The 12,317-nt window shown below is 70.6% G+C and carries 13 protein-coding genes; 6 read left to right on the top strand and 7 right to left on the bottom strand.

Going from position 1 to position 12,317, the window contains the following annotated elements:
• Positions 1-251 precede the first annotated feature (251 nt).
• Positions 252-1,301 carry a chitinase gene (locus tag ACIBTU_RS20965; protein ID WP_399127795.1) on the top strand — a complete coding sequence of 350 codons (1,050 nt, stop codon included), beginning with the start codon at positions 252-254 and terminating at the stop codon, positions 1,299-1,301.
• A gap of 56 nt (positions 1,302-1,357) precedes the next feature.
• Here the strand turns inward: ACIBTU_RS20965 and ACIBTU_RS20960 are convergent, their stop codons facing one another.
• The gene (locus tag ACIBTU_RS20960) at positions 1,358-1,885 is read right to left on the bottom strand and encodes a PadR family transcriptional regulator (RefSeq protein ID WP_399127794.1); all 528 of its coding nucleotides are present in this window, start codon (positions 1,883-1,885) and stop codon (positions 1,358-1,360) included.
• 138 nt (positions 1,886-2,023) lie between these two features.
• Between ACIBTU_RS20960 and ACIBTU_RS20955 the strand changes: the two genes are divergently transcribed.
• On the top strand, positions 2,024-2,563 hold the full coding sequence (locus ACIBTU_RS20955; RefSeq protein WP_399127793.1) for a hypothetical protein: 540 nt from the start codon (positions 2,024-2,026) through the stop codon (positions 2,561-2,563).
• Positions 2,564-2,585: 22 nt separating this feature from the next.
• Here the strand turns inward: ACIBTU_RS20955 and ACIBTU_RS20950 are convergent, their stop codons facing one another.
• Both ACIBTU_RS20950 and ACIBTU_RS20945 read right to left on the bottom strand, forming a co-directional pair.
• Positions 2,586-3,932: an Nramp family divalent metal transporter gene (locus ACIBTU_RS20950; RefSeq protein ID WP_399127792.1), complete on the bottom strand. Its 1,347-nt coding sequence runs from the start codon at positions 3,930-3,932 to the stop codon at positions 2,586-2,588.
• Positions 3,933-4,017: 85 nt separating this feature from the next.
• Positions 4,018-4,596: a hypothetical protein gene (locus ACIBTU_RS20945; RefSeq protein WP_399127791.1), complete on the bottom strand. Its 579-nt coding sequence runs from the start codon at positions 4,594-4,596 to the stop codon at positions 4,018-4,020.
• A gap of 127 nt (positions 4,597-4,723) precedes the next feature.
• Between ACIBTU_RS20945 and ACIBTU_RS20940 the strand changes: the two genes are divergently transcribed.
• From ACIBTU_RS20940 to ACIBTU_RS20930, 3 genes are read left to right on the top strand one after another with little or no spacing between them, the layout of a single operon-like run.
• Entirely contained in the window at positions 4,724-5,179 is a 456-nt protein-coding gene (locus tag ACIBTU_RS20940) for a hypothetical protein (RefSeq protein ID WP_399127790.1), read from the top strand.
• 1 nt (position 5,180) lies between these two features.
• Positions 5,181-6,443: an amidase domain-containing protein gene (locus ACIBTU_RS20935; protein ID WP_399127789.1), complete on the top strand. Its 1,263-nt coding sequence runs from the start codon at positions 5,181-5,183 to the stop codon at positions 6,441-6,443.
• Positions 6,443-6,811 (top strand): hypothetical protein, encoded by a 369-nt coding sequence (locus ACIBTU_RS20930; RefSeq protein ID WP_399127788.1) that lies wholly within the window; start codon positions 6,443-6,445, stop codon positions 6,809-6,811. Before ACIBTU_RS20935 ends, ACIBTU_RS20930 begins: the two co-directional genes overlap by 1 nt.
• A 27-nt stretch (positions 6,812-6,838) precedes the next feature.
• Here ACIBTU_RS20930 and ACIBTU_RS20925 read toward each other — a convergent pair whose 3' ends face one another.
• The 4 genes from ACIBTU_RS20925 to ACIBTU_RS20910 form a co-directional block, all read right to left on the bottom strand.
• Positions 6,839-8,323 carry a GntP family permease gene (locus ACIBTU_RS20925; protein ID WP_399127787.1) on the bottom strand — a complete coding sequence of 495 codons (1,485 nt, stop codon included), beginning with the start codon at positions 8,321-8,323 and terminating at the stop codon, positions 6,839-6,841.
• 157 nt (positions 8,324-8,480) lie between these two features.
• Positions 8,481-8,891: a RidA family protein gene (locus tag ACIBTU_RS20920; protein WP_399127786.1), complete on the bottom strand. Its 411-nt coding sequence runs from the start codon at positions 8,889-8,891 to the stop codon at positions 8,481-8,483.
• A complete protein-coding gene (locus tag ACIBTU_RS20915) occupies positions 8,888-9,655 on the bottom strand; it encodes an IclR family transcriptional regulator (RefSeq protein WP_399127785.1) in 768 nt (255 codons plus the stop codon). The genes ACIBTU_RS20920 and ACIBTU_RS20915 overlap by 4 nt, the downstream gene beginning before the upstream one ends.
• The gene (locus ACIBTU_RS20910) at positions 9,652-10,725 is read right to left on the bottom strand and encodes a sugar kinase (RefSeq protein ID WP_399127784.1); all 1,074 of its coding nucleotides are present in this window, start codon (positions 10,723-10,725) and stop codon (positions 9,652-9,654) included. The genes ACIBTU_RS20915 and ACIBTU_RS20910 overlap by 4 nt, the downstream gene beginning before the upstream one ends.
• A 143-nt stretch (positions 10,726-10,868) precedes the next feature.
• Here ACIBTU_RS20910 and ACIBTU_RS20905 point away from each other — a divergent pair, with 143 nt between their 5' ends.
• On the top strand, positions 10,869-12,167 hold the full coding sequence (locus ACIBTU_RS20905; RefSeq protein WP_399127783.1) for an amino acid deaminase: 1,299 nt from the start codon (positions 10,869-10,871) through the stop codon (positions 12,165-12,167).
• Positions 12,168-12,317: the final 150 nt, after the last annotated feature.

Below are 12,317 nucleotides of genomic sequence, written 5' to 3'. Positions count from 1 at the left end.
GTCCGAGCACCATATCCACGCGGGCGTCCGCCAACACCCCACTTCGCACTGTTCACACAGTGATCGGCCCGGGTTGGCGAGGAAGCGTCGTTCGAGCTCTTGACATCCCCATTGGTCTGGACCAGTTTGGATCCGCGGCAGCCGCTCTCTCCACCTCCTCAACTCCTCGCGCTCCAGCCCCACTTCGCTCGCACTCCACGCCGCGAGCCCCTCGGGGCCCGGGGAGCAATCCCCCCACACGGAGGCAGAAAATGACTCGTACCGATCGAAAAGGAACACCTCAGGCGCCCTCTCGCCGGCGGCGGAAAAGGTCCCGGGCCGGCCTGCTCACCGGCGCGCTCACGGCGGTCGCCCTGACGGCCGCCGGGCTCGTCACCACGTCCGCCGAGGCCACGCCCACCGACGCGGCGGCCGCCGCGGTCCCCGCGCACGCCGTCACCGGCTACTGGCAGAACTTCGACAACGGGGCGACGGTGCAGACCCTGGCCGACGTGCCGGACGCGTACGACATCGTCGCCGTGGCCTTCGCCGACGCCGGCGCCACACCGGGCGCGGTCGACTTCACCCTCGACTCGGCCGGCCTCGGCGGGTACACGGAGGACGCCTTCAAGGCCGACATCAAGGCGAAGCAGGCGGCGGGCAAGTCGGTCGTCATCTCCATCGGCGGCCAGAACGGCACGGTGGCCGTGAACGACGCGGACTCCGCGGCGAACTTCGCGCGGTCCGTCACGTCCCTCATGACCGAGTACGGCTTCGACGGCGTCGACATCGACCTCGAGAACGGGCTGAACTCCACGTACATGGCGCAGGCCCTGAAGACGATCGCCGCGGACGCCGGTTCCGGCTTCGTCCTCACGATGGCCCCCCAGACCATCGACATGCAGTCCCCGTCCGGGGAGTACTTCAAGACGGCCCTGGCCGTGAAGGACATCCTCACGGTCGTCAACATGCAGTACTACAACAGCGGTTCGATGCTGGGCTGCGACGGCAAGGTCTACAGCCAGGGCACGGTCGACTTCCTCACCGCGCTCGCCTGCGTCCAGCTGGAGGGCGGCCTCGACCCGTCGCAGGTCGGCATCGGCGTCCCGGCATCCGTGAACGCGGCGGGCGGCGGCTACGTATCCCCCGGCGTGGTCAACGACGCCCTCGACTGCCTGACCAAGGCGACGAACTGCGGCTCCTTCAATCCGCCGCGGACCTACCCGGGCCTGCGGGGCGCGATGACCTGGTCCACGAACTGGGACGCGGCGTCCGGCAACGCCTGGTCCTCCACGGTCGCCCCACACGTCCACACCCTCTGACCACCCCACCCCCCGAACCGGGCCGCGCCGCCGCTCCCCCGGCGGCGCGGCCCCGACTAGCGCGCTTCCAGCGCCGCGATCTCCTTCTCCGCCCACTCGGCCCACTCCGCCTGCATCGCCATGAACCGCTTGCCCCACTCCAGGGTCAGGCGGCCGTAGAGCGACAGGGGGTCGTCGCCCCAGTCCATCGACTCGTCGAAGGACCGGAGGGCGGCCAGGCGGGCCGTGGCGGAGGTGGCGCGGGTGCGGAGGAAGCCGCGGGCCTCCTCCGGTTCTACCGCGCCGAGGAGGAAGACGCGGAGCAGGATGTCGTTGCGGCGGTAGCCGTCGGGGGCCGTCTCCAGGAGCCAGTGGCGCAGTTCGGCGCGGCCCTCGTCGGTGATCTCGTACGTCTTGCGGCCGCGCGGGCCCTCCTCCGCGACCCGGATCAGGCCGGCCGCGTCGAGCTTGGTGAGGTCCGTGTAGATCTGGCTCTGGGTGGCCGGCCAGACGTTCTCGAGGCTCGTGCGGAACGTGCCGAGCAGGTCGTAGCCGCTCGCCGGGCCGTCCGCGAGCAGGCCGAGGAGTGCGTGTCGAAGGCTCATGCCAGGCAGCATAGCTTTGATATTCCAGTATTGACATGTCGTGAGTGGAGGTTCTAGTTTTGACATGTCAGAACTAGAATATCGGTGAGCGTCTCTTGTTCGGGGGAACCTGTGGCCTATCTGCGTAGCTTTCTTCCTTTGATCGTCGTCAGCCTGCTGATCGGCACGGTCGACGTCCGGTGGGCGCTGCTCGCCGGGCTCGCGCTCGCCGTGGTGCTCGCGGGGGCGCAGCGGCGGGCCGGGCGGGGGTGGGACGCGCTCGTGATCGAGGTCAGCGCCGCCCTGTACTTCGCCGGGTGCGCCGTCGCCGCGTTCGCCGCCCCGGACTCCGGCCCGATCGAGCACTACGCGTCCGCCGGGTCGTCGCTCTGGTTCGCGCTCGTCGCCTGGGGCTCGCTCGGGATCGGGCGGCCCTTCACGCTCGGCATCGCCAGGACCCAGGTGCCGCGCGAGCTGTGGGGCAATCCCGTGTTCCACAAGGTCAACATCGTGATCAGCGCCGTGTGGGCCGCCTCCTTCACCGTGAGCGGGATCGGCACGGCCTGGCTGCGGCACGCCCAGCCGCACGACAGCGCGGGGCGCACGGTGCTGACCGTGCTGTGCGTGGCCCTGCCGATCCTGTTCACGGTGCGCTATCCGGACATCGCCCGGGCCCGCGCCACGGCCCGGAGCAACTGACCAGAGCAGTGAGTACGAGCGGTCAGAAGAAGTCCGACCAGGGCTGGTCCCAGATCTGCTTCACGCACAGCACCACGAAGAGCAGGCCCGCGACCGCCAGCATGCCGTTGCTGAGCTTGCCGTTGCGCCAATCGGAGGGTGTGCGCGAGGAGTTGAGGAGCCAGATCAGGGTCAGCGCCAGGAACGGCATGAACGCCGCGCCCAGGACCCCGTAGAGGATCACGAGGCGGAACGGCTGGCCCTGGAAGAGCAGGACGATCGGCGGGAAGGTCAGCCAGAGCAGGTAGGCGCGGAAGGGCCAGCCCTTCTCCCGGTCGCCGCGCGGGACTTCGGAGCCCCGGGTCCGCGCGCTGCGGTACCGCTCGGCGAAGTCGGCGAACATCAGGCTCACGCCGTGCCAGACGCCGATCAGCGAGGTGAAGGACGTGGCGAAGAAGCCGACCAGGAAGAGCTTGGCGGTCGCCGTGCCGTACTCCGCCTCCAGGATCTTCGACAGGTCCACGAGGCCCTGATCGCCGGACGCGATCGCGATGTTCGAGGAGTGCAGCAGCTCGGCACCGACGAAGAGCATCGCCACGACGAAGATGCCGGTGGTGATGTAGGCGACGCGGTTGTCGAGCCGCATGACCTTCATCCAGCTCGCGTCCGACCAGCCCTTCGCGTTGACCCAGTACCCGTACGCGGCCAGGGTGATGGTGCCGCCGACGCCGCCGATCAGGCCGAGCGTGTTGAGGATCGAGTCCTTCTCGTCGGGCACGACCGGGAGCAGGCCCGCGAAGGCGTCGGCGAGGTTCGGGGTGACCCGGATCGCCAGGTACACCGTCACGACGAACATGACGCCGACCAGGACGGTCATGACCTTCTCGAAGACCGCGTACTTGTTGAACCAGACGAAGGCCAGCCCGACGAGCCCGCACAGGATCGCCCACGGCTTGATCGACCAGTCGCCCGGGAACACGTCGGGGAACAGCGCCTGGAGGGGCAGCGCGCTCGACGACATCGCGGCCGCGCCGTAGACGAAGCCCCACACGATCACGTAGACCGCGAAGAACCACGTGGTCCAGCGGCCGAGACTGGCCCAGCCGTCGAACAGCGTGCGGCCGGTGGCGAGATGCCAGCGGCCGCACGCCTCCGCGAGGCTGATCTTGACGAGGCAGCCGATGACCGCCGCCCACAGCAGGGTGTAGCCGAAGTTGCTGCCGGCGATCAGGGTCGCGACGAGGTCGCCCGCCCCGACGCCGGTCGCGGCGACGACGATGCCGGGGCCGATGTGGCGCCAGCTGGACTTGCGGGGCCCGCCGAGGTCGTGGGCCGTGGAGTCGGTTCCTGGGGTTCCTGGAGTTCCTGGTGTTCCCGTGGTGTCCGCCATGAACACCAAGGGTGCGTAAAGATCCGTGGCGGACAAGGGGTTGGGCAGGAAACGGCCCGAACGTGGTGGGTCCGTGATCCCGGGCTCAGTCCTCGAAGTACGCGTCGAGCGCCTTGTCGAGGGTCTCGGTCCACTCCTGGAGGCGGGCCTTGTCGGGGGCCTCGACGTCGTTCGGGTACCAGCGGCTGTTGGGCGTGTGGACCGTCACGAGGAGGCGCTTGCGGGCCGTGCCGACCTCGACCGCGCTGATCTCGTCCCAGGTGAAGTCCGCCTCCTGGTCGTCGAGCGTGAAGCGGACGCCGGTCGCGTCGACGGTGATCGAGCCGCGTCGGTCCTTCGCCTCGAGCACCGGACCGTCACCCTCGGCCGCCTCGGCCTCCGGCTTCTCGGTTTCCTCAGTCTCGGTCTCCGATTCCGGCTCGGCGTCGGTCTCCGGCTCCGCGTCCGACTCGGCCTCGGCCTTCGCCTCGGCCGCCGAGTCCTCGGCCGCCGCGTCCTCGGGCACCGCGTCCTCCGTCACCTCCTCCGACGGCTCGTCGGATCCCGTGACCGCGTCCTCGACTGCCGTCTCCGGGACGGGAGACGTCAGGCCGGGGACGTACGCCGGGTCGAAACCGGCACCGGTGACGGGCGTGACCTTCTGGCTCTCCATACGCTGCTCCACGGGCCGAAGTATGGCGGACGAGGCTGTGCGGCGCTCCCTCCGGGCCCACCTCGTTATTTGACGTGCCCATTACCGTGCTCTGTTACCTTCGGCGACTCAGGCAGTGCGAGACGGGGGTCGAACGCGCATGGCATGGGACGAGTGGGAAGAGCTCAAGGCCGCGGCGGCCGAACGGCACCGCACCGGACAGGCCGGACCCGCCGCGCCACCGGCCCAGATGCGGCTCAACCAGCTCGCGCCCGACGGCGGCGGCGGGGGCCGGCCGGACATCGATATCAAGACCAAGGGCGTGCACGGCGCCGCGAACGACACCGAGACGCTGTCCCGGAACGCCATGACGCGCCTGGACCACTCCCTCGACGGCAGCGACGACGTGTACACGTACCACATGTTCAACGGCTGGACGAGCTCCGTACAGCTCAAGGTGTGCGCCCTCAACTGGGAGGAGCACATGGTGTCCCTGGCCAAGCAACTTGGCGATCTGAGCGCCAAGTTGAGGGACTCCGCGAACGGGTTCGACGGCGCGGACGCCGAGGCGGAGCGCCGGCTGAACGCCGCCGTCCGCGACCTCGGGAAGGCGTGACGTGGTCACCTACGAGGGCATCAACAGCGCCCACCCGGAGAAGTGGAAGACGGCCTCCGACGAGTTCCACTCGCTGGCCAAGTACGCCCTCCAGGCGGCGAAGGACCTGCGCGACTACGGGGTCAAGCCGCTCGCCGAGAACTGGACCGACGAGGTCGGCAAGGCCGCCGCGGGCAAGTTCGCGTCGCTGGCCGACCAGTTCGAGGTCGCGTACGACATCCTGCTCGCCGTCAACATGGTCGCCGACGGCGTGACCACCGCGATCGAGACCGCGCACAGCACGATGCGCGAGGCGGTCCGGCTCGCCGACAGCTACGGGCTGACGATCGGCGCCGACGGGACGATCACCGGGCCTCCCGTGCACAACCGCACGGAGGCCGAGGAGATGGGCCCTTACCGGCAGCAGGTGAAGGACCTGATCGACCAGGCGGTGGAGCAGGTGACGACCGCCGACAAGCTGGCCGCCACCGAGTTCGCCAAGCTCGGCGCGCAGACGACGCTCACCGATCCGTCCAAGGCGCTCAACGAGCTGCAGACGCACGCCTCGCACGTCCAGATGCAGATGATGGCGGCGGACGTCCCGGTGGACGAGGACCCCACGACCGTGCGTCAGTGGTGGGACGGCCTCACGCCGAAGCAGCAGAAGGACATGATGCTCGCCGAGCCGGCGCTGATCGCGAACCTCGACGGCATCCCGCCCGACGTCCAGACGGAACTGCGCGGCAACGGCAAGTACGACCGGGTCAAGCTCGTGCAGTACGCCCTCGACCACTGGGACAAGGACGACCCGACCGACTTCGGCAACAACTGCACCAACTTCGTCTCCAACGCGCTGCTCGCCTCCGGGATGCAGCAGAAGGAGTCGTTCTGGGGCGGCACCACGGACGACGACAGCTGGATGGTCGGCAATCCGAGCGGCTGGGACTGGGTCGACAAGAAGCTCGCCTACTCGGACAACTGGACCGCCGCCGAGAACAACCAGAACTTCATGCTCCGGCACGGCGGCGAGGAGATCGCACCCGCCGACGTGAAGCCGGGCGACATCATCTACTACGAGCAGTCCGGGCCCAACGACTCGATCGAGCAGGGCAACACGCACCACGCGGCGATCGTCACCGCCGTGATGCCGGACGGCGAGATCAAGTACACCCAGCACAGCGACTCGTACCAGAACGTGAGTCTCGAAGGCCGGATCGAGGCCACCGAGAAGCACGAGGGTCAGCAGAACATCCGCATTGTCCGCCCCAACCCCGACTGGTACTGATGACCACCATGAACCAGCCCACCGCCGCCCCGACCCGCCGCGACGGCCTCCTCACGGCCGCCGTGGCCCTGACCGCGCTGTCGGCCGTGCTGCTCGGCGCGCACATCTCCTTCGACGGGGACACGTTCCAGGACTGCGTGTACCTGGGCCCCTCGACGCGGATGTACGTGACCGCGTGGGCCGGGCCCGTGTGCAGCCTCGCGGCGCTGCTGCTCACCGTCCGCCGCACCGCGCGCTTCGGCGGCGCGCGGGCGGCGGTGGTGTGCCTGGCGGTGCTGCTGCTCGCCGTCCAGGTCTTCGCGCTGTACTGGGTGTACGCGCCCGACCCGGCCGGCGGCACGGGCTGCTCGGGGCTGGCCCTTCTCTGAGCCGGCTCCGGACGCCCCGTACGGCCTCTAGACGAAGAGGCTGATCACGGCGGCGACCGCGAAACCGGCCACCGACAGGACCGACTCCAGGACGGTCCAGGTGCGCAGGGTGTCGCGCTCCGAGATCCCGAAGTACTTGGAGACCATCCAGAACCCGCCGTCGTTGACGTGCGAGGCGAAGATGGAGCCCGCCGAGATCGCCATGATGACGAGGGCGACGAAGGCCTGCGAGTAGTTCCCCTCGCTGAGCAGCGGGGCGACGATGCCCGCCGTCGTGACGATCGCGACCGTCGCCGAGCCCTGGGCGACGCGCAGGACGAGCGAGATCAGGTAGGCGAGGACGATGATCGGCAGGCCGACGTCGTTGAAGGTGTCGGAGAGGGCCTGGGCGATGCCGCTCGCCTTGAGGACCGCGCCGAAGACGCCGCCGGCGCCGACTACCAGCAGGATGTTGCCGACCGGCTTCAGGGAGGCGGTGGAGACCTGCTCCAGGGACTTGCGGGACCAGCCGCGGCGGATGCCGAGCAGGTAGTACGCGAGGAGCAGGGCGATCGTCAGGGCCACGAAGGGGTGGCCGAAGAACTCGATGACGGAGCGGGCCGTCGACGGGTCGAAGGCGATCGAGGAGAACGTGGCGAGCAGGATCAGCACGAGCGGAGTGCCGATGATCGCGAAGACGATGCCGAGCGGCACGGGCTTCTCGTGGGGCTCGACGCCGGCCTTGCGCTGCTCGGCGACGAGCGCGGCCTTGGCCTCCTCGGCGGCCTCGACCATGTCGTGCGGGACGGGCACGAAGATCCGCTTGCCGATCCAGGCGGCCCAGCCCCAGGCGGCGAGCACGGCGGGGATACCGCACACGATGCCCATGAGGATGACCCAGCCGAGGTCGACCTTGAGCAGGCCGGCGGCGGCCACGGGGCCGGGGTGCGGGGGCAGGAAGGCGTGGGTCATGGACAGACCCGCGAGCAGCGGCATGCAGTACAGGACGATCGACTTGCCGCCGCGCTTGGCGGCCGCGTAGACGATCGGCGCGAGGACGAAGATGCCGACGTCGAAGAAGACGGGGATGCCGAAGATGAGGCCGGTGAGGCCCATCGCGAGCGGGGCGCGCTTCTCGCCGAAGAGGTTCAGCAGGCGGGAGGCGAGGACTTCCGCGCCGCCGGAGACCTCGAGGACGGCGCCGAGCATGGTGCCCAGGCCGATGATGATGGCGACGTGTCCGAGGGTGCCGCCCATGCCGGTCTCGATGGTGGAGACGGCGTCGGAGCGCTGGACGGTGCCGAAGAGTTCGGTGACGGAGAGGCCGGCGCCGAGGCCGACGGCTATGGAGACCGCGAGGAGGGCCACGAAGGGCTGCAGCCGCACCTTGATGATCAGGAAGAGCAGCAGCACGATGCCGAGGACGGCGATCGTCAGGAGGCCGGCGGTGCCGTGGATGAAGGGCAGGATCCCGCCGGTGTGGGGCGGGGGCGCGACCGGGGCGGTGGCCGCGAGGGGGGACAACGGGGACATGTGGGACCTCGTAAGAGCATGAAGCTTTCAGCAGGAAGGGGACTGTCGTGGTGCGGCGCCGATGGGGGTGACGCGCCGCACCGCGACGGTGAACTCGGTGCACTCGGGGAACTGCGGGTTCCCGTGGGGGATGGAGCCTCGGGTCCGGGCGGGTGGGTCAGCTCAGGACGGCGAGCGCGTCGATCTCGATGAGCAGGCCCTTGGGCAGACCGACGTAGACGGTCGTGCGGGCGGCGGGGGCCTCCTTGAGGCCCTGCTCCTCGAAGTACGCGTTGTAGATCGCGTTCATCTCGGCGAAGTGGTCGACGTCGGTGAGGTAGACGCGCATCATCATGACGTCGTCCCAGGTGGCGCCGCCCTCTTCGAGGATCGCCTTGACGTTGGCGAAGGTCTGGAGGGTCTGCTCGCGCAGGGTCGGGCCGGCCGGGGTGGGGGCCTGGCCCTCGACGGCGGGCAGGAAGCCGACCTGGCCGGCGACCTGGAGGATGTTGCCCTTCTTCACGCCGTGGGAGAACTTCGCGGGCGGCGCGGTGTGCGTGGAGGGCGTGAGGGCGGTCTTCTCGCTCATGATGAACTGGCTTCCTTCGAGGGGGTGTTGCCGGAGTAGTCCCGGCTGATGGCTTCCGCCGTGCGGCGCACCAGCGGCAGCAGGGTGAGGAGTTCCTCTGCGGTGACGACGACGTTCGGCGCGGAGACCGACATCGCGGCGACGACCTTGCCGTCGGCGCCCCGGATGGGCGCGCCGATGCAGTTGATGGATTCCTCGTGGCCACCGAGGTCGGTGGCCCAGCCCTGTTCCCGCACCGTGTCCAGCTCCTGGAGGAAGGCGGACGCGTTCGGGGTGGAACGGGCCGTGTAGTGGGGGTAGTCGAGCCGCTCCGCGATGGCGCGGCGCTCGGGCTCGGACAGGTCGGCGAGGAGCAGTTTGGCGACGGCGGCGACCGTTATCGCGACCGGCTTGCCGATGCGCGAGTACATGCGCACCGGGTAGCGGCTCTCCACCTTGTCGATGTAGAGGACCTCGTTCTCCTCGTAGACGGCGAGGTGGACCGTGTGGCCGCACTTCTCGTTGAGGGCGACGAGGTGCGGGTGGGCGATCTCGCGCACGTCCAGGTTCTCCACGGCCTCCTGGGCGAGCGCGAAGAGGCGGGCGCCCAGGCGGTAACGCTGGTCGGACTGGCGGTGCACGAGGCCGTGCTCGTGCAGGGTGCGCAGCAGCCGCAGGGCGGTGGACTTGTGGACGCCGAGCCGGTCGGCGACCTGGCCCAGGTCGGCGGGTCCCTCGGCGAGCAGCGGCAGGATGCTGAGCGCGCGGTCGACGGTCTGGCTCATGGCGTGCGTTCCTCCTCGGCGTGCCCCTCGTCGGCGGAGTCCGTGCCGGTCCACCCGGGGCCGAGGTGCAGTTTCTCCCACGCGGGGCGCTCCAGGCCGGTCAGCCGGTCGGCGTGGTCGCGGGTCGGGGGTGCGGTGAGGTCGCCCGGGACGGTGAGGGCGGCGGCGGCCCAGAGGTGGCCGTGGCGCAGCCGGTCGGCGAGCGGCAGGCCGCGCAGGGTCGCGGAGAGGAATCCGGCGGCGAAGGCGTCGCCCGCGCCGACGGCGGCGACGACGTCGACGCGCGGGGCGGGCTCCTCGACGCGGGTGGTGCCCTCGTAGGCGACGGCGCCGTCGGCGCCCCGCTTGACGACGAGGATCTCCGGCTCGGGCAGGGCGGCGCGGATCGCGTCCGGTCCGCCGGTGATCCCGAAGGCGTCCTCGGCCTCGTCCTCGCCGACGAAGACGAGGCCGGCGCGGCGGGCGAGGTCGAGCAGGACGCGGGCGTCGGCGGGCTCGGACCAGAGGCCGGGGCGGTGGTTGACGTCGAAGGAGACGAGCGGGCCGCCGTCCGCGCCCATGGCGGTGCGGAGCAGGCCGAGGCAGTCGTCGGAGAGAGCGGCGGTGATGCCGGACAGGTGCAGGATCCGGCCGGAGCGCAGGGCGTCGAGGTCCGTGTTCGTGGCGGACATCGCGGAGGCGGCGGATCCGGCCCGGTAGTAGGCGACCTCGTGGTCGTCGCCGGCCCGGTCGCCCGCGGTGCGGAAGTAGATGCCGGTGGGGCGGGCGGGGTCGCGGCGCACGGCGCCGGTGTCGACCCCGTAGGCGGCGATCGCCTCGACGAGGTGGTCGCCGAAGCCGTCGGCGCCGACCCGGCTGACCCAGCGGGTGGAGTGTCCGGCGGCGGCGAGTCCGCACACGACGTTGGACTCGGCTCCGCCGATACCGCGGTCGAACGAGGGAACGTCGGCGAGCCGCCCCGGGACGGAGGGCCGGAACGTGACCATGGACTCGCCGAGCGCGACGACCTCCACGGCCTCCCGGGCAGCCGGGGAGGCCTGTGCGGCGGGTGCGGATCCGGTGGCGGTCACGGTGCGGGGTCTCCTCGTGGCGGGGGCGCGGCCCGGGGTCAACGGCTCCGTTGACCCGGCGTTGGCTCGGATGTTAGACAGCAGTAAGCGACATACGCAATGACCGTTGCACATGATGCAACGGGCAAGCCTGAGGAGGCTCCATGACCGCCGACAAAGCCGTCGACGCCGTCACCGCGCTGGAGGAGCTCGCGCACGAGCGAGTGGACTTCCGGTTCAAGGGCATGCCGCCGGCGGCCGAGGGCCTGACGGTCGCGGAGCTCGCCGAGCGCCGGCTCAACCTGTTCACCGACGGCTTCACCACGCCGGTGCTCGCCCTGTCGGCGGAGCGCCTGGAGCACAACCTCGCGCTCATGGAGACGTACACGGAGCGGCACGGGCTCGCGTTCGCGCCGCACGGCAAGACGTCGATGGCCCCGCAGCTGTTCCAGCAGCAGGTCGACCGCGGCGCCTGGGGCATCACGCTCGCCGTGCCCCACCAGGTGCGCGTGGCACGGAAGTTCGGCACCGAGCGGGTCTTCCTGGCGAACGAGCTCGTCGACGCGACGGCCCTGCGCTGGATCTCCGCCGAGCTGGACCGCGACCCCGCGTTCCGCTTCATCTGCTACGTGGACTCCGTGCGCGGCGTCGAACTGATGCAGGCCGCCCTGACCGCCGCCGGGGCCTCCCGGCCGGTGGACGTGGTCCTGGAGCTCGGCGCGGGCGACGGCGCCCGGACCGGCCTGCGCACCGAGGCCGAGTGCGCCGAGGTCGCGGACGCGGTGGCGGCCGCGCCCTCGCTGCGGCTGGTCGGTGTCGCCGGGTACGAGGGCGAGGTGCCGCAGGCGACCCCCGAGCGGGTGCACGCGTGGCTGCGGCGGCTCGTCGCGCTCGCCGCGGACCTCGACAAGGCGGGGCGCTTCGCCGGGCTCGACGAGATCGTGATCAGCGCGGGGGGCTCCGCCTGGTTCGACGCCGTGGCGGACGTCTTCGCCGAGATCCCCGAACTGAGCGCGCCCGTCCTGAAGTTGCTCCGCTCCGGGGCGTACGTGTCGCACGACGACGGGCACTACCGGCGGCTGACGCCGTTCAACCGGGTCGCCGAGGAGGGCGCGCTCGAGCCGGCGTTCCGGCTGTGGGCGCAGGTCGTGTCGCGGCCGACGCCCGAGCAGGCGTTCACCAACGCCGGCAAGCGGGACGCGGCGTACGACCTCGATCTGCCCGAGGCGCAGGTCGTGCGGGACGGTCGTACGGGGGCCGTGCGGGATGCCGACGGGGTCTCGGTGACGGGGCTTTCGGACCAGCACGGGTGGGTCCGCACGGAGGGCTCCGCCGGGGTTGAGGTGGGTGACTGGATCGGCATGGGCCTGTCGCACCCCTGCACCTCCTTCGACAAGTGGCAGCTCATCCCTGTCGTCGAGGCCGACGGCACGGTCGTGGACTACGTCCGGACGTTCTTCTAAGCGCCGTAGGCCCACCGGCCGCGTGTCGACCACCGGCCGGTGGGGGCTGGTCGCGCCCCGCGGCGCAGCCGCTGATGTCACAGCCCCGCGCCCCTGAGATGCGCACTTCGTGCGCGATCTCATCGGGCGGTGCCCCGTCGGGGAAATGCG

This window comes from Streptomyces sp. NPDC050145 (genome assembly GCF_044460245.1).
Classification (GTDB): Bacteria; Actinomycetota; Actinomycetes; order Streptomycetales; family Streptomycetaceae; genus Streptomyces.
The sequence above is the reverse complement of the archived record's forward strand: the minus strand, read 5'-3'. Positions and strand labels throughout refer to the sequence as shown.

Coding starts and splice junctions, on each gene's coding strand:
- ACIBTU_RS20950 (WP_399127792.1), bottom strand. CDS start 3,932: ATGGCGGACACCACGGGAACACCAGGAACTCCAGGAACCCCAGGAACC.
- ACIBTU_RS20965 (WP_399127795.1), top strand. CDS start 252: ATGACTCGTACCGATCGAAAAGGAACACCTCAGGCGCCCTCTCGCCGG.
- ACIBTU_RS20960 (WP_399127794.1), bottom strand. CDS start 1,885: ATGAGCCTTCGACACGCACTCCTCGGCCTGCTCGCGGACGGCCCGGCG.
- ACIBTU_RS20930 (WP_399127788.1), top strand. CDS start 6,443: ATGACCACCATGAACCAGCCCACCGCCGCCCCGACCCGCCGCGACGGC.
- ACIBTU_RS20920 (WP_399127786.1), bottom strand. CDS start 8,891: ATGAGCGAGAAGACCGCCCTCACGCCCTCCACGCACACCGCGCCGCCC.
- ACIBTU_RS20925 (WP_399127787.1), bottom strand. CDS start 8,323: ATGTCCCCGTTGTCCCCCCTCGCGGCCACCGCCCCGGTCGCGCCCCCG.
- ACIBTU_RS20905 (WP_399127783.1), top strand. CDS start 10,869: ATGACCGCCGACAAAGCCGTCGACGCCGTCACCGCGCTGGAGGAGCTC.
- ACIBTU_RS20915 (WP_399127785.1), bottom strand. CDS start 9,655: ATGAGCCAGACCGTCGACCGCGCGCTCAGCATCCTGCCGCTGCTCGCC.
- ACIBTU_RS20940 (WP_399127790.1), top strand. CDS start 4,724: ATGGCATGGGACGAGTGGGAAGAGCTCAAGGCCGCGGCGGCCGAACGG.